Raw genomic sequence first — 15,524 nt, 5'->3', positions numbered from 1 at the left:
GGGTTGGTGGGCGGCGGGGTCGGGTTGGATGGCGCAGACGCTTCACCGCCGCCTCCGCCGCAGGCCGCCAGTGTCAGGGTGGCCGCCAACGTCACAGCGCTGGTGGTCCAGCGCGCGCTCTTCTTTGCAAACATGCATCGTCCTCGGGTTGTTGAAAACCCGCGACGATGCAGACTTGACGTGTCAAGTGTGTGAATTTGTAAGGTTGATCTGGCAACCTGATCCGATCGGATGGGTCAGTTGTACGTCAACGCCCGTGCCTTGCCCCAGAACACCCGGTACATGTAGATGGTGTAGATGATGATCACCGGCAGCGTGATGGCCACACCGATGAAGATGACGGTGAGCGAGCCGGTGGACACGGCGGCCTGCCACACGTTCATGCGGCCGATCACGATGTCGGGGAAGATGCTGTACGCCAGGCCGAAGAAAGCCAGCACGAAGATCAGCACCGTGGCGGCAAACACCACCCAGCCGTAGCCCGCCTTCACCACATTGGGGTGCGTGACCACCCAGCGCACCGCGAAGAAGGCGATCGCGCAGCTCAGGGGAATCGGCATCAGGCCGAACACCTCGGGCACGCTGAACCACTTGGCCACCACGCCGGGGTTGACCAGCGGCGTGGCCGCCGAGATCGCCACCAGCGCAACACCCATGGGCCACAGCACGCGGGCCGCCCAGCGCACCGCGTGGGCCTGCAGCTCGCCCTCGGTCTTCATGATCAGCCAGCCCGCACCGAGCAGGATGTAGGCCGCCGGCAGCGTGAGCGCAATGCCCAGGCTGAAGGACAGGCCCAGCCAGCCCTTGTCGAAGCCGGTGATGTAGCTGCCCAGCATCCAGCCCTGCGAGGCGCTGGCCAGCAGCGAGCCGACGAAGAAGGCGCGGTTCCAGAACGGCACGTACTTCGTGGGTGCCTTCACGCGGAAGTCGAACGCCACGCCGCGCAGGATCAGGCCGATCAGCATCACCGCCACCGGCAGGTAGAGCGCCTGCAGCACCAGGCCGTGTGCCATCGGAAAGGCCACCAGCAGCACACCGACACCGAGCACGAGCCAGGTTTCGTTGGCGTCCCAGAACGGGCCGATGCTGGAGATCATGGTGTCCTTCTGCTCCTTGCTCTCGGCCAGGGGCAGCAGCAGGCCCACGCCGAGGTCGTAGCCGTCGAGGATCACGTAGGCGAGCAGGGCCAGGCCCATCACGGCCAGGAAGATGAGGGGGAGCACTTCGGCCCAGGTGGTCATGTTCATGGGGTGTTCTCCGTTCGTTCAGACGCCGGCCTTGCCAAGTTCGGCGCCGTGGGGCGCTTCGGGGGCATGTTTGAACGGGTGTTCGGCCATGTACTTGAGCACGCCGACGTAGGTGATGAGCAAGAGCCCGTAGACGATGAGGTAGGCCGCGAGCGTGGTCGCGATCATGGGCGAGGGCAGGTTCGTGGCGACCTCGGCGGTGCGCAGGTGGCCGTAGACGAGGAAGGGCTGGCGGCCGATTTCGGTGACGTACCAGCCCGAGAGCGTGGCGAGCCAGCCCGAGAAGGTCATGCCTGCCAGCACGTAGAGCGCGGGCTTGGGCAGGTCCATCGAGCCTCGCGGCTGGCGGCGCCGGCGCCAGAGCAGCCAGGCCGACACCCAGGCCACCACCAGCATCAGCGAGCCCACGCCCACCATCACGCGAAAGGCCCAGAAGATCGGCGCCACCGGCGGGTGGGCGTTCGGAAATTCATTCAGGCCCTTGAGTTCCGCGTCCATGTCGTGCGCCAGGATCAGGCTCGCCATCTTGGGGATCTTCACCGCGTAGTGGGTGGTGCCGGCGGCTTCGTCGGGAATGCCGAACAGCGTGAGCGGCGCGCTCTTCTCGGTGTGCCAGATGCCTTCGAGCGCCGCGATCTTGGCGGGCTGGTGTTCCAGCGTGTTCAGGCCGTGCATGTCGCCGGCCAGGAACTGCAGCGGCATGGCGACCGAGGCGGCGATGATGGCCGTGCGCAAGGCCTTGTGCGTGCCGCCGGTGGCGCTGCCCTTGATGAGCTGCCAGGCGCAGAGGCCGGCGATGAGGAACGAGGCCGTGAGGGCCGAGGCCAGCAGCTTGTGCGCCAGGCGGTAGGGGAAGGAGGGGTTGAACACCACGGCGAACCAGTCCACCGGGATGAACTTGCCGTCCACGATCTCGAAGCCCGCGGGGGTCTGCATCCACGAGTTCAGGCTCAGGATCCAGAACGCCGACATGGTGGTGCCGAAGGCCACCAGGAAGGTGGCGGCCAGGTGCACGCGTTCGCTCACGCGGCCCCGGCCGAACAGCATGATGCCCAGGAAGCTGGCCTCCAGGAAGAAGGCGGTCAGCACCTCGTAGCCCAGCAGCGGGCCCGCGATGTTGCCGGCCCGCTCCATGAAGCCGGGCCAGTTGGTGCCGAACTGGAAGCTCATCACGATGCCCGAGACCACGCCCAGCGCGAAGCTCAGGGCGAACACCTTGGTCCAGAAGTAGTAGGCCTCCTCCCACGCCGGGTCGCGCGTCTTGAGGTAGCGGATGCGGAAGAACAGCAGGAACCAGCCCATCGCGATCGTGATGGTCGGGAACAGGATGTGAAAGCTGATGTTGGCCGCGAACTGGATGCGCGAAAGGATCAGGGCGTCCATGGGGTTCTCCGTGGGGTTCTTGTCGTGAGGGGTCAGGCCGCGTCGGGCAGTTTCTCGGGACGAGCGCTGCGGCCCGCCGCCTTGCCCGTGAGCCGGTCCTTGAGTTCGAGCACGCGCGTGACGGTCGCGCCCATGCCCATCAGCTGCATCGCGGTTTCCGGGGCCAGTTTCTGCACGTCGTCGAACCAGGTCATGAGGCGGTCGATCAGGTCGTGCATCTCGCGCATGCGGGCCTGCGCATGGCGCTCGGCGTCGGTCTTGGGCGTTTCCAGCAGCGCGGTGCGCAGCATGGACAGGGTGGGCTCCACTTCGCGGCGGCGGCGCTCCTCGGCCAGCACACGGAAGATCTCCCACACATCGGCCGGCGCCTCGAAGTACTCGCGCCGGTCGCCCGGCTGGTGGCGCAGGCGCACCAGGCGCCAGGCCTGCAGCTCCTTCAAGCCCATGCTCACGTTCGATCGCGAGAACTCCAGCGTCTCGGCGATCTCGTCGGCGTTGAGCGCGTTGGGGGAGATGAACAGCAGGGCGTAGATCTGGCCCACGGTGCGGTTGATGCCCCAGCGGCTGCCCATTTCCCCGAAGTGGGCAACGAACTCGCGGTTGAGGGGCGGGAGGTGGTCTTGCAATGGCATGCCCGGGAATGTAGCTGGTTTGGCTTGAATTTTCAGTAATTACTGAAATTCCGGGAACTTCATGGGGGCTCTCTCCACGCCGGAGCGGGTGGGCGCGGCACCTACAATCGCGCCCCATGAGCATCAAAAGCGACAAATGGATCCGCCGCATGGCCGAGCAACACGGCCTGATCGAACCGTTCGAGCCCAACCAGGTGCGGGCGGTGGATGGCAAGAAGGTCATCAGCTACGGCACGTCGAGCTACGGCTACGACATCCGGTGCGCCCCGGAATTCAAGGTGTTCACCAACATCCACAGCACCGTGGTGGACCCGAAGAACTTCGACGAGAACAGCTTCGTGGACATCAACAAGGATGTCTGCGTGATCCCGCCCAACAGCTTCGCGCTGGCGCGCACGATGGAGTACTTCCGCATCCCGCGCAACGTGCTCACCATCTGCCTGGGCAAGAGCACCTACGCGCGCTGCGGCATCATCGTCAACGTCACGCCCTTCGAGCCCGAGTGGGAAGGTTATGTGACGCTGGAGTTCAGCAACACCACGCCGCTGCCGGCCAAGATCTACGCGGGCGAGGGCTGTGCCCAGGTGCTGTTCTTCGAGAGCGACGAGGTCTGTGAGACTTCCTACAAGGACCGGGGCGGCAAGTACCAGGGCCAGATCGGCGTCACGCTGCCCAAGGCCTGACGGTTCGCATGCCTTGACCCAGGTCAAGGCGGCCGGGCGACCCGGCCGATAGCATGCCGGGCATGTCACGCAACCCGCCCGGCTTTTCTTCCCCCGACCCCATTCCTGTCGGTCAACCCCTGCCGCACCGCAAGGTGATCCGGGGCTGGCTGGCCCCGCTCGTCGAGCGGCGCACCGCGCGCGCCATCGCGCTGCTGGTGTTCGACTGGGTGGTCTTCGCCGCGCTCATGGCTGGCACCGTGCTGTTCGCCGCCGTGTGGGCCAAGCTGCTGTGCGGGCTGGCGGCGGGTTTCATGATCGGCCGGCTGTTCATCATCGGCCACGACGCCTGCCACCAGAGCTACACACCGCATCGCGGGCTCAACCGCGTGCTGGGCCGCATCGCCATGCTGCCCTCGCTCACGCCCTACAGCCTGTGGGAGGTGGGGCACAACGTGGTGCACCACGGCTACACCAACCTCAAGGGGGTGGACTTCGTGTGGGCGCCGCTCACGCGCGAGGAATTCGCCGCGCTCTCGCCGATGCGCCGCGCCATGGAGCGCGTGTACCGCAGCGGCTTCGGTCCGGCGCTCTACTACCTGGTGGAGATGTGGTGGCACCGCATGTTCTTCCCCCGCAAGACGTACATGGGCACGCGGCGCGCGGAGTTCGTGTGGGACGGCGTGTTCGTCAGTGCCTGCGCGTTGGCGTGGATCGGCGGTCTCGTGGCCGCCGCTTCGGCCACCGGCCAGTCGGCCTGGCTGCTGCTGGCCATGGGCTTTGCCGTGCCCTTCCTGTTCTGGAACGCGATGATCGGTTTCGTGGTCTACGTGCACCACACCCACACCGCGGTGCAGTGGCACGACGACAAGGCCGCCTGGGGCCGTGCCGCGCCCTTCGTCTCGACCACGGTGCATCTCACCTTCCCGCTGCGCATCGGCGCGATGCTGCACCACATCATGGAGCACACCGCGCACCATGTGGACATGAGCATCCCGCTCTACCAGCTCGAAGGCGTGCAGCGCCTGCTGGAGGACGCTTTGCCGGGCCGCATCATCGTGCAGCGTTTCTCGTGGCGCTGGTACTTCGACACCGCGCGCCGTTGCAAGCTCTACGACTTCGGCCGCCGTTGCTGGACCGACTTCCAGGGCCGCCCGACCAGCGCCTGCGCGCCTGCTGTCGCCTGAGTCCTGCGGGCCTGTACCCGCTTCATAATGGGCTACCCGCACCCGTATCGAGGTCGCTGAGGAGCCATGTCATGAAGTGGGAAAACAACCGCCAGTCCGATCAGATCGAAGACCGCCGCGCCGACCCGGGCGGCGGTGGGCTCGGTGGCCTGGGCGGCGGCCGGCGGGTCGGCGGGCGCGGCATCGGCCTGGGCACCATCGCCGTCGCGCTGGTGGCGGGCTGGATCTTCGGCATCAACCCCATGACCATCCTGGGCGTGCTCGGCGGCGTGGGCGGTGAGGCGCCCACGGCCCAGGTGGAGACCACCCAGGGCCCGACGCAGGCGCCCACCGACGACATGGGCAAGTTCGTCGCCGCCGTGCTCGGTGGCACGGAAGACGTGTGGGGCCAGGTGTTCCAGCAGGCCGGTGCGCAGTACCAGAAGCCGCGCCTGGTGCTGTTCCGGGGCGCCACGCCCACGGCCTGCGGCACCGGCCAGTCCGCCATGGGCCCGTTCTACTGCCCGGGCGACCAGAAGGTCTACATCGACCTGAGCTTCTACGACACCCTGCGCCGCCAGCTCGGCGCGCCGGGCGACTTCGCCCAGGCCTACGTGATCGCGCACGAGGTGGGGCACCACGTGCAGAACCTCATGGGCATCACCGACCAGATGGAGCAGGCCCGCCGCCGCATGGGCGAGCGCGAGTACAACGCCCTGTCGGTGCGGCTGGAGCTGCAGGCGGACTGCTTTGCCGGCATCTGGGCCCACCACAACCACAAGAACAAGGCCATTCTGGAGCCGGGCGACGTGGAGGAGGCGCTGAACGCCGCCGCCGCGATCGGCGACGACGCACTGCAGCGCAAGAGCCAGGGGCAGGTGGTGCCCGACAGCTTCACCCACGGCACCAGCGCGCAGCGCCAGCGCTGGTTCAACACCGGGCTGCAGAGCGGCAACGTGCAGTCCTGCGACACCTTCAAGGCGGGCAGCGTCTGAGGCCTGCGGGAGGCCGTCGGCCCGGATTTCGGTGAAAAATGGTCAAAGTGCGACAATACAGGGCTAACTTTGACGCCAATGACCCAATCCTTCTCCGAACTTTCCCTCTCACCTGCCATTGAGCGCGCCGTGGCCGAGATGGGCTACGCGACCATGACGCCCATCCAGGCGCAGGCGATTCCGGTGGTGCTGCAAGGCCGCGACGTGATGGGCGCCGCCCAGACCGGCACCGGCAAGACCGCCGCGTTCACGCTGCCCCTGCTGCAGCGCATGCTCAAGCACGAGAACGCCTCCACCTCGCCCGCGCGCCACCCGGTGCGCGCCCTGGTGCTGCTGCCCACGCGCGAGCTGGCCGACCAGGTGGCCGAGCAGGTCAAGCTGTACGCGAAGTACACCAACCTGCGCAGCACGGTGGTGTTCGGCGGCATGGACATGAAGCCGCAGACGGCCGAGCTGAAGAAGGGCGTCGAGGTGCTGGTGGCCACGCCCGGTCGCCTGCTGGACCACATCGAGGCCAAGAACTGCGTGCTCAACCAGGTTGAGTACGTGGTGCTCGACGAGGCCGACCGCATGCTGGACATCGGCTTCCTGCCCGATCTGCAGCGCATCCTGAGCTACCTGCCCAAGCAGCGCACCACGCTGCTGTTCTCGGCCACCTTCTCGCCCGAGATCAAGCGCCTGGCCAACAGCTACCTGCAGGATCCCGTGACCATCGAGGTCGCGCGCTCCAACGCCACGGCATCCACCGTGGAGCAGCATTTCTACCGCGTGGAAGACGACGACAAGCGCGGCATCCTCAAGCAGATCCTGCGCGAGCGCGGCCTCAAGCAGGCCTTCGTGTTCGTCAACAGCAAGCTCGGTTGCGCGCGACTGGCGCGTTCGCTGGAGCGCGAAGGCCTCAACACCACGGCGCTGCACGGCGACAAGAGCCAGGACGAGCGCCTCAAGGCCCTGGAAGCCTTCAAGACCGGCGCGGTGGACCTGCTGGTGTGCACCGACGTGGCCGCGCGCGGCCTGGACATCAAGGACGTGCCGGCGGTGTTCAACTTCGACATCCCGTTCAACGCCGAAGATTACGTGCACCGCATCGGCCGCACCGGCCGCGCGGGTGCTTCGGGCCTGGCGGTCTCGTTCGTGAGCGGGCGCGACACGCGCCTCATGGGCGACCTGGAAAAGTTGCTGGGCAAGAAGCTGGAACTGGAAGCGCTGGAGTTCGAGGCCGACCGCCGCCCGGCGGGCCGCTTCAACGACGGTCAGCGCGCCTGGCAGCAGGCCGATGGCCAGGACGCCGAGCGCCGCGAGAGCCGGGCCATCCGAGAAAGCCGCGAGAGCCGCACCCCGCGTGAAGCACGCGGCCTGGCCGATGCGCGCCCGGCCCGTGCGCGCGTGCCGGCCGATCCGCTGTTCGACAAACCCTACGAACCCAGCCAGGCGAGCGATGCGCCACCGTCGTGGGAAGTGTCGCAACGCGCCACCACGCGCGCCGCGTCGCCCAACATCAAGACGCGCCGCAAGGTGGCGGCCTTGTTCAAGAGCGCTCCCGCACCAGCGCCGGCCCAGGAAAGCTGAGGGCACAGCCCTTGCCTGAGCCTGCCAGGCGGCTTCGGCCGCCGCTCCTTCAGTGCTTCCCCGGCTTGCTGGCCTGCTCGCAGCGCACCGAGATCCGCTCCACCTCGCCCGGCACGCCGGTGATGCGGGCGGCCGTGAGGCAACCTCCCCACACACAACCCGTGTCCAGCGCCTGCAGGTCATGGCGGTGCACCGCGCCCAGCGTGGACCAGTGGCCGAACGCGATCGGCACACCCTCGGTGCGCCGGCCCGGCACCTCGAACCAGGGCATGAAGCCCTCGGGCGCCGCGCCCGCGCTGTCCTTGGTCTCGAATTCCATCACGCCCTGCGCGGTGCAGAAACGCAGCCGCGTGAAGGCGTTGACGATCACGCGCAGGCGGGCTGCGCCGCGCAGCGAGTCGCTCCACAGGGGGGGCTCGTTGCCGTACATCTCGCGCAGGAACGAGGTCCAGTCGTCGCCCCGCAGCACGGCCTGCAGCTCGCCGGCCAGCGCCAGCGTGCCGGCCACGTCCCACTGCGGCAACACGCCCGCATGTACCATCAGCCAGCCGTGCTCGAACAGGGCCATGGGTCGCGCGCGCAGCCAGTCGAGCAGGGCATCGCGGTCGGGCGCAGCGAGGATCTCGCCCACCGTGTCGCTGCGGTGCGGTTTGCGCACGCCGTGCGCCGTGGCCAGCAGGTGCAGGTCGTGGTTGCCGAGCAGGCAGTGCGCCGCGCCTTCGAGCGCGATCAGCCGGCGCAGCACGGCCAGCGAGGCCGGCCCCCGGTTGACGAGGTCCCCCAGCAGGTACAGCGTGTCGCGGCTGGGTGAGAAACCGATGTCCTCGAGCAGGCGGCCCAGCGCGGCGTCGCAGCCCTGCACATCCCCGATCATGTAAAGTGCCATGGGCCGATTATGGACACCCTCCTCATTGTTTTTCTGACGCTGCTCAATGGCGCATTCGCCATGTCCGAGCTGGCGCTGGCATCGAGCCGCAAGGCGCGGCTGGCGGCCATGGCCGAGGCCGGCGACAAGGGCTCGGTCACCGCGCTCAAGCTGCTCGAGAACCCCACCCAGTTCCTGTCGTCGGTGCAGGTCGGCATCACCTCCATCGGCATGCTCAACGGCATCGTCGGCGAGGCCGCTTTCAGCGACGACCTGGGGCACCAGCTGGTGGCCTCGGGCCTGACGCCGGCGACGGCCAGCGTGGCCGCCACCGCGATCGTGGTGGCGATCATCACCTTCATCACCATCGTATTCGGCGAGCTGGTGCCCAAGCGCATCGGCCAGCTCTACCCCGAGGCGGTGTCGCGCTGGGTCTCGCGCCCCATGGCCTTCGTGGCCCAGGCCGCCAAGCCCTTCGTGTGGCTGCTCACGCACACCACGCAGTGGGTGCTCAAGCTGCTGCGCATCGACACCAACGCGGTGCAGCACGTGACCGAGGAAGAGATCAACGCCAGCCTGGAAGAGGGCGTGGACGCCGGCATCATCGAGGAGCATGAGCACCAGATGGTGCGCAACGTGTTCCTGCTCGACGACCGCCAGCTCACCTCCATCATGGTGCCGCACGCCGAGATCGAGTGGCTCGACGCCGAGGACCGCATCGACGAGGCGGTGCAGAAGGCCTGGACCACCGGCCATTCCTGGTACCCGGTGTGCCGGGGCGGGCTGGACGACGTGGTCGGCGTGATCCACCTGCCGCGCATGCTCGCGCTGCAGGCCGAAGGCCACAACGAGCCCTTGCAGCAGCACGTGCTGCCGGCCGTCTTCGTGCCCGAGACGCTCAGCGGCATGGAGTTGCTGGAGCAGTTCCGCGAGCGCGCGACGCGCATGGTGTTCGTGGTCGATGAGTACGGCGTGGTGCAGGGCCTGCTCACGCCGCTGGACATGCTGGAGGCCATCACCGGCGAGCTGTCGCCGCGCACCGCCGTGGACGCCTGGGCGACGCAGCGCGAGGACGGTGCCTGGCTGGTGGACGGCGCGATGCCGGTCACCGAGCTGAAGTCCCGCCTCTCGATCGACGCCCTGCCCGACGAGGACAAGGGCCGCTACAACACCGTGGCCGGTCTCATGCAGGCGGTGGCGGGCGACCTGCTGGGCCGGCGCGAGCACGTGGACTGCGCCGGCTGGCGCTTCGAGGTGCTGGTGATGGACGGCCGACGCATCGACCAGGTGCTGATCACGCGCCTGCCCGAGCCCGAGGTGGAGGCGGCGGCGGTCGAGGCCGACGGCTGAGCCCGCCGCGCGCTCACAACCCCCACCACGCGGGCAGCCAGCGCCGCACTTCCGGGCGGGCGAAGCGCTCGTCCATCAACACCACCACGCCTTCGTCGGCCGGCCCGCGGATGACGCGGCCGGCGGCCTGCACCACCTTCTGCAGGCCCGGGAACAAATAGGCGTAGTCGTAGCCCTGCCCGAAACGGGCCTGCAGCCGCGCGCGCAGTTGCTCGTTCACCGGGTTGAGCTGCGGCAGGCCCAGCGTGGCGATGAAGGCGCCGATGAGGCGCCGCCCGGGCAGGTCGATGCCTTCACCGAACGCACCGCCCAGCACCGCGAAGCCGATGCCCCGGCTCTCTTCGGTGAACCGCGCGACGAAGGCCTCGCGCTCGGGCTCGCCCATGCCGCGCGACTGCGCCCACACCGGCAGCGCCGGGTGCGCCGTCTGCAGGCGTTGCAGTGCCTGCTGCAGGTAGTCGAAGCTGCTGAAGAAGGCGAGGTAGTTGCCGGGCCGTTCGGCGTACTGGTCGGCCATGACGGTCACCAGCCGGTCGAGCGAGGCGGCGCGGTCGGCGTAGCGGGTGGACAGGTGCGGCGTCACGCGCACCTGCAGCTGAGCAGCCTCGAAGGGCGAGGGCACGTCCAGGCGCGCGGTGTCCTCGGGCAGGCCCAGCAGGTCGCTCACGTAGGCCATGGGGCTGAGCGTGGCGGAGAACAGCGTGGCGCTGTGCGCGGCCTGCCAGCGCGGCTGAAGCAAGGGGCCGGGGTCGAGGTTGCGGATGTTGAGCACCGGCTGGCGCGTGCGGCCGGCCGCGCGCGGCGGGGGCGTGAGGTCCACCAGCGAGTGCTCGGCGAACACCTCCGCCACGCGCAGGAAGCGCTGCACCTCGAACAGCCAGTCCTGCAGGCCGGCCGCATTCGCGCCCTCGGGCTCCAGCGCGAGGTGGTCCGACAGCGCCGCGCTGTGGCGTTGCAGCGCCTCGATGAAGGCCGCAGGCAGCTCGGGCAGCACCGTGTGTTCCTGCGTCTGCTGGCGCGCCAGCGCGCTCCAGGGGCGCTGCAGCCGGTCCATGGTTTTCTTCAGCGCGGGTGGTGAGCTCTTGCGCACCACCTGGAACGCGGCGGGGCGCAGCTCGGCGCTGTACATGAGCCGCGCACGCTCGATCAGGTTGTGCGCCTCGTCCACCAGCAGGCCCACGCGCAGGTCGTCGTTCACCGTGAGCGACCACGCGTGCGCGCTGAGGTCGAAGAAGTGGTTGAAGTCGCCCACCACCACGTCGCTCCAGCGCAGCAGGTCCTGGCCCAGGTAGTAGGGGCAGACGGCGTGGCGCCCGGCGATCTCGCGCAGCGCGGCCTTGTCGAGCCAGCCGGCTTGCGCGGCGGCTTCGCGCGCGGCCGGCAGCCGGTCGTAGAAGCCGCGAGCGAGCGGGCAGGACTCGCCGTGGCAGGCCTTGTCCGGGTGCTCGCAGGCCTTGTCGCGCGCCACCAGTTCGAGCACGCGCAGCGGCTGCACCTGCATGCGTTGCAAGGCGTGCAGCGCGAGCTGGCGGCCGGGCGTCTTGGCGGTCAGGTAGAAGAGTTTGTGCGTGCCCTGGGCGGGGGCGGCGCGCAGGGCCGCGAACAGCGTGGCCATGGTCTTGCCGATGCCGGTGGGCGCCTGCGCGAGCAGGTGGCGCCCGGCGCCGTGGCAGCGGTAGACGGCGGCGGCCAGCTCGCGCTGCCCGGGCCGAAAGCCCTCGAACGGAAAGGCCAGCGCCTGCAGCGCCGCGTCGCGCGCGGCGCGGTGCGCCTGCTCGGCGCTCGCCCAGCCGGCGTAGCGCGCGCAGAGCGACTCGAAGAAGGCCTTGAGTTCCACCGCGCTGTGCCAGACGGGCAGCACCGTCTCCTGCCCGGTGTCGATGTTGAAGTAGACCAGCGCGAGCTCGATGCGCTCCAGCGCGTGCTGCTCGCACAGCATCCAGCCGTAGACCCGCGCCTGCGCCCAGTGCAGTGCGCGGTGGTTGTCGGGGATGCGCGCGGCGTCGCCCCGGTGGGTCTTGATCTCCTCCAGGCGCGGCACCGCCGGGTCGAAGCCGTCGGCCCGGCCTTGCACCCGCAGCTCGCCGCAACGGGCGCTCAGCGGCACCTCGCGCTGGTAGCCCGCCGCGCGCCGCGCGGTCACGGTGGTGTGGCCGCTGATGCCGTCCTGCGCGCTGGGCGAGGGCGTGAAGCGCAGGTCCAGGTCGCCCGACTTGGCCGCGAACGCGCACAGCACGCGCACCGCCACCGAGGCGGTGGTCGTGTCGATGGACGGTGGGTTGGCCGACATGCTCCGCCATGGTACTGGATATATAGTCAGTGAATGAGTGCCATCGCCCCCGCCCTGACGCGGCGCCACCACCAGCGCCTGCGCGAGATCTACCGCTCGGCCGGCTGGCCCTGCCTCGACATGCTGGAGGTGGAGCTGCTCGCTGCGGGCCTGCTGGAGCGCCTGCCTTCGCCCGAGGGTTTCGAGCGCCTGCGCGTGACCGAGGCCGGCATCCGCCGGCTGGCCGAGGTGTTCAGCCAGAACAAGGCCGCGCGCACGCCCCACGAGGCCCTGGTGGAGCGCGTGGCCGCGGCGATGGCGCAGGCCGGGCGGCTCACCTGGCGCGGCCTGGCGCTGCGCGTGCCGCTGCCGCGCGCGCTGCTGGACGGGGGCGAGCCCGCCATGGAACCGGGCGGCCCGCAGCAGGCCTGTGCCTTCGAGAGCGAGGCCGTCGCCGCCGCCGCGCCGGAGCACGGCTGGTGCATGGCCTGCCCGGACGTGTTTTCGGTGCGCCACACCACCGTGGAGGCCTACCTGGAGCCCGTGGTGCACGAGATCAAGGTGAGCCGGGCCGACCTGCAGGGCGACTTGCGCAAACCCGCCAAACGCGCCGCCTACCTGGGCCTGGCCAGCGCCTGCTGGTATGTGCTGGGGCTGGACGCCAAGGGCCGCCCCATCGCCGCGCCTGAAGAAGTGCCGCCCGAGTGCGGCGTGATGCAACTGGAAGGCGATCGGCTGGTGGTGGCGCGCGAGGCGCCGCGCCGCGCGGTCGAGCGCCTGCCGTTCCACGTGTGGATGGCGCTGGCGCGCAGCGGGCCGGCGGTGCGCCCGGAGGACGACGCGCAGTCGCTGCTGTGACCCGATCGGTGAAATCCCACTGGCGCCGCGCGGCCGCTCTGGCGATGATGTGCGCCTGTGCTGTTTCAAGGAGACCACGATGAAAACCCTGAACGACCACCTCAGCCAGTACGCGGCCTACCACCGCGACCGCCGCAACATCGTCACGCACTTCATCGGCATTCCCATGATCGTGCTCTCGGTAGTGGTGCTGCTCGCGCGCCCGACCTTCGAGGTGGCGGGCCTGTCCCTCTCGCTGGCCACGCTGGCGGTGATCGCCGCCACGCTCTACTACCTGCGGCTGGACCTGCGCTTCGGCGTGGCGATGGGCGTGCTGCTCGCGGCCTGCCTGGCGGTGGCCCACGCCACCGTGGGCCTGTCCACCGTGGCCTGGGCCACGCTGGGCGTGGGCCTGTTCGTGGTGGGCTGGGTGATCCAGTTCATCGGCCACATCTTCGAGGGCCGCAAGCCGGCCTTTGTCGACGACGTCATGGGCCTCATCATCGGCCCGCTGTTCGTGGTGGCCGAGGCGGCGTTTCTGATGGGGCTGCGCCGCGAGGTGGAGGCGGTGGTCGAGTCGCGCGCGGGGCCGGTGCACGGCGGCCGCGAGCTGGCCAAGTGATCCGGCCCGAGTCGCCCGGGGACGTCGAAGCTATCCACGCCCTGACGGCGGCGGCCTTCCAGCGCGCGCCGCACACCAGCCACACCGAGCACCTCATCGTCGATGCCCTGCGCGCCGCGGGGCAACTCGCGGTGTCGCTGGTCGAAGAGCGGCAAGGCGCCGTCGTGGGCCATGTGGCGGTGTCGCCGGTGACGGTATCGGACGGCACACGGCATTGGTTCGGCCTGGGCCCGATCTCGGTGCTGCCCGGTTACCAGGGGTTGGGCGTGGGCAGCGGCCTCATGCGCGCGGCCCTGCAGCGCCTGCGCGAGCAGGGCGCGGGCGGTTGCGTGCTGCTGGGCGAGCCGGCCTTCTACCGCCGCTTCGGTTTTCGCGCCGAACCCGGCCTGCTGCTGCCGGGCGTGCCACCCGAGTATTTCCAGGCCCTGGCGTTCCACGGGCGGGTGCCGCACGGCGAGGTGAGTTACCACGAGGCCTTCGACGTGCGGCCACCGGAGGCCGAAAACCACACGCCCTGACGGGCTGATCGGCGCGCGGCGGCGCCGGGGTTGATTTCATGTAACTATACAAGTTACATGAAACTCGACAGCAAACTCTCGTCCATCCTCCACCTGCTGCTGCACATGGCGCAGAGCGAGCGGCCCATGACCTCCGAGGCCCTGGCCGCCTGCCTGCAGGGCAGCAGCCCGGTGGTCGTGCGCCGCACGCTGGCCGGCCTGCGCGAGGCCGGCTTCGTGAGCTCCGAACGGGGCCACGGCGGCGGCTGGGTGCTGGCCTGCAACCTCAGGACCGTGACCCTGCGCGACGTGTACGAAGCGGTTGGTGCGCCCACGGTGTTCGCCATCGGCCACCGGTCGGACAACCCCGAGTGCCTGGTCGAGCAGGCGGTCAACGAGGCCCTGTCGGGTGCGCTGCAGGAGGCCCAGGCCCTGCTGGTGCAGCGCCTGGGGCGCGTGACCCTGGCCGACCTCGCGGCCGATTTCAACCGCCGTTTCGACGCCCATCCCCATGCCAGGAGCCACCATGCCCACCACCACCTCCCCGAATGACGCCATCGTGATCGGCGGCAGCTACGCCGGCCTGTCCGCCGCCCTGCAGCTCGCGCGGGCGCGCCGCCGCGTGCTCGTGATCGACGCCGGCCAGCGCCGCAACCGCTTTGCCAGCGCCTCGCACGGCTTCCTGGGCCAGGACGGCCGCGCGCCCGGCGACATTGCCGCCGAGGGCCGGGCCCAGCTGCTCGCCTACCCCAACGTGTGCTGGCTGGACGGTACCGTCGCGCGCGCCGAGGCCCAGGGCGGGGGCTTCGGTGTGGCCCTCGACGACGGCCACACCGAGCAGGCCCGCACGCTGGTGATTGCCACCGGTGTGGTGGACGAGCTGCCGGCCATCGAAGGCCTGGCCGAGCGCTGGGGGCGGGGGGTCTTCCACTGCCCGTACTGCCACGGCTACGAACTCGACAACGGGCGCATCGGCGTGCTGGCGGTCAGTGAGATGTCCATGCACCACGCGCTGATGCTGCCCGACTGGGGCACGACCACGCTGTTTCTCAACGAGGCCTTCGTGCCCGACGAGGCGCAGCGCGCCGCGCTGGCCGCACGCGGTGTGGCGGTGGAAGCCGGCGCGGTGGCGCGCCTGCGGGACGCCGCCACGGTGGAGCTGCGCGATGGCCGCCGTTTCGCCATGGATGGCCTATTCACGATGGCCCGCACGCACCTGGCCAGCCCGGTGGCCACGCAGCTGGGCTGCGCGATGGAGGAGGGGCCCACGGGCGCCTTCATCCGCGCCGATGCGATGCAGGCCACCAGCGTGCCCGGCGTGTTCGCCTGCGGCGATGCCGCGCGCGCGGCCGGCAACGTGGCGATCTCGGTGGGCGCGGGCGCCATGGCCGGGGCCAGCGCCCACCGCACCCTGATGTTCGGCTGATCGA

At 69.6% G+C, this 15,524-nt stretch carries 15 protein-coding genes; 10 read left to right on the top strand and 5 right to left on the bottom strand.

The window, feature by feature from the left end:
* Positions 1–236 precede the first annotated feature (236 nt).
* The 3 genes from AC07ZS_RS16050 to AC07ZS_RS16040 are packed head-to-tail and all read right to left on the bottom strand — an operon-like array spanning position 237 to position 3,262.
* Positions 237–1,247 (bottom strand): cytochrome d ubiquinol oxidase subunit II, encoded by a 1,011-nt coding sequence (locus AC07ZS_RS16050; protein ID WP_494799521.1) that lies wholly within the window; start codon positions 1,245–1,247, stop codon positions 237–239.
* A gap of 18 nt (positions 1,248–1,265) precedes the next feature.
* Positions 1,266–2,630 (bottom strand): cytochrome ubiquinol oxidase subunit I, encoded by a 1,365-nt coding sequence (locus AC07ZS_RS16045; protein ID WP_494799520.1) that lies wholly within the window; start codon positions 2,628–2,630, stop codon positions 1,266–1,268.
* A 32-nt stretch (positions 2,631–2,662) separates the two neighbouring features.
* Complete coding sequence (locus tag AC07ZS_RS16040) at positions 2,663–3,262, bottom strand: GbsR/MarR family transcriptional regulator (RefSeq protein WP_291113211.1); 600 nt, start codon at positions 3,260–3,262, stop codon at positions 2,663–2,665.
* A gap of 116 nt (positions 3,263–3,378) precedes the next feature.
* Between AC07ZS_RS16040 and dcd the strand changes: the two genes are divergently transcribed.
* The 4 genes from dcd (at position 3,379) to AC07ZS_RS16020 (ending at position 7,654) form a co-directional block, all read left to right on the top strand.
* A complete protein-coding gene (gene dcd / locus AC07ZS_RS16035; protein WP_494799519.1) occupies positions 3,379–3,945 on the top strand; it encodes a dCTP deaminase in 567 nt (188 codons plus the stop codon).
* A gap of 62 nt (positions 3,946–4,007) precedes the next feature.
* Positions 4,008–5,111, top strand: coding sequence for a fatty acid desaturase (locus AC07ZS_RS16030; RefSeq protein WP_494799518.1), 1,104 nt, complete (start codon positions 4,008–4,010; stop codon positions 5,109–5,111).
* 71 nt (positions 5,112–5,182) lie between these two features.
* On the top strand, positions 5,183–6,085 hold the full coding sequence (ypfJ, locus tag AC07ZS_RS16025) for a KPN_02809 family neutral zinc metallopeptidase (protein ID WP_494799517.1): 903 nt from the start codon (positions 5,183–5,185) through the stop codon (positions 6,083–6,085).
* A 78-nt stretch (positions 6,086–6,163) separates the two neighbouring features.
* Positions 6,164–7,654, top strand: a complete 1,491-nt coding sequence (locus tag AC07ZS_RS16020; protein ID WP_494799516.1) for a DEAD/DEAH box helicase — start codon at positions 6,164–6,166, stop codon at positions 7,652–7,654.
* A 49-nt stretch (positions 7,655–7,703) separates the two neighbouring features.
* Here AC07ZS_RS16020 and AC07ZS_RS16015 read toward each other — a convergent pair whose 3' ends face one another.
* Positions 7,704–8,540 carry a symmetrical bis(5'-nucleosyl)-tetraphosphatase gene (locus tag AC07ZS_RS16015; protein ID WP_494799515.1) on the bottom strand — a complete coding sequence of 279 codons (837 nt, stop codon included), beginning with the start codon at positions 8,538–8,540 and terminating at the stop codon, positions 7,704–7,706.
* A 9-nt stretch (positions 8,541–8,549) separates the two neighbouring features.
* Between AC07ZS_RS16015 and AC07ZS_RS16010 the strand changes: the two genes are divergently transcribed.
* Positions 8,550–9,869, top strand: a complete 1,320-nt coding sequence (locus AC07ZS_RS16010) for a hemolysin family protein (protein ID WP_494799514.1) — start codon at positions 8,550–8,552, stop codon at positions 9,867–9,869.
* A gap of 13 nt (positions 9,870–9,882) precedes the next feature.
* Here the strand turns inward: AC07ZS_RS16010 and AC07ZS_RS16005 are convergent, their stop codons facing one another.
* Positions 9,883–12,159, bottom strand: coding sequence for an ATP-dependent DNA helicase (locus AC07ZS_RS16005; RefSeq protein ID WP_494799513.1), 2,277 nt, complete (start codon positions 12,157–12,159; stop codon positions 9,883–9,885).
* Positions 12,160–12,192: 33 nt separating this feature from the next.
* On the opposite strand from AC07ZS_RS16005, the gene AC07ZS_RS16000 reads away from it, so the two are divergent.
* The 5 genes from AC07ZS_RS16000 (at position 12,193) to AC07ZS_RS15980 (ending at position 15,520) form a co-directional block, all read left to right on the top strand.
* Entirely contained in the window at positions 12,193–12,996 is an 804-nt protein-coding gene (locus AC07ZS_RS16000) for a hypothetical protein (protein ID WP_494799512.1), read from the top strand.
* Between the two features lie 79 nt (positions 12,997–13,075).
* Positions 13,076–13,597 (top strand): Mpo1 family 2-hydroxy fatty acid dioxygenase, encoded by a 522-nt coding sequence (locus AC07ZS_RS15995; protein WP_494799511.1) that lies wholly within the window; start codon positions 13,076–13,078, stop codon positions 13,595–13,597.
* Entirely contained in the window at positions 13,594–14,115 is a 522-nt protein-coding gene (locus AC07ZS_RS15990) for a GNAT family N-acetyltransferase (protein ID WP_494799510.1), read from the top strand. The genes AC07ZS_RS15995 and AC07ZS_RS15990 overlap by 4 nt, the downstream gene beginning before the upstream one ends.
* A 57-nt stretch (positions 14,116–14,172) precedes the next feature.
* The gene (locus tag AC07ZS_RS15985) at positions 14,173–14,646 is read left to right on the top strand and encodes an Rrf2 family transcriptional regulator (protein WP_494799509.1); all 474 of its coding nucleotides are present in this window, start codon (positions 14,173–14,175) and stop codon (positions 14,644–14,646) included.
* Positions 14,621–15,520 (top strand): NAD(P)/FAD-dependent oxidoreductase, encoded by a 900-nt coding sequence (locus AC07ZS_RS15980; RefSeq protein ID WP_494799508.1) that lies wholly within the window; start codon positions 14,621–14,623, stop codon positions 15,518–15,520. Before AC07ZS_RS15985 ends, AC07ZS_RS15980 begins: the two co-directional genes overlap by 26 nt.
* Positions 15,521–15,524 lie beyond the last annotated feature (4 nt).

This window comes from Hydrogenophaga sp. GW456-12-10-14-TSB4, assembly GCF_059424305.1.
Note: the sequence above shows the minus strand (reverse complement) of the source record. Positions and strands in the feature narration are given on the sequence as shown.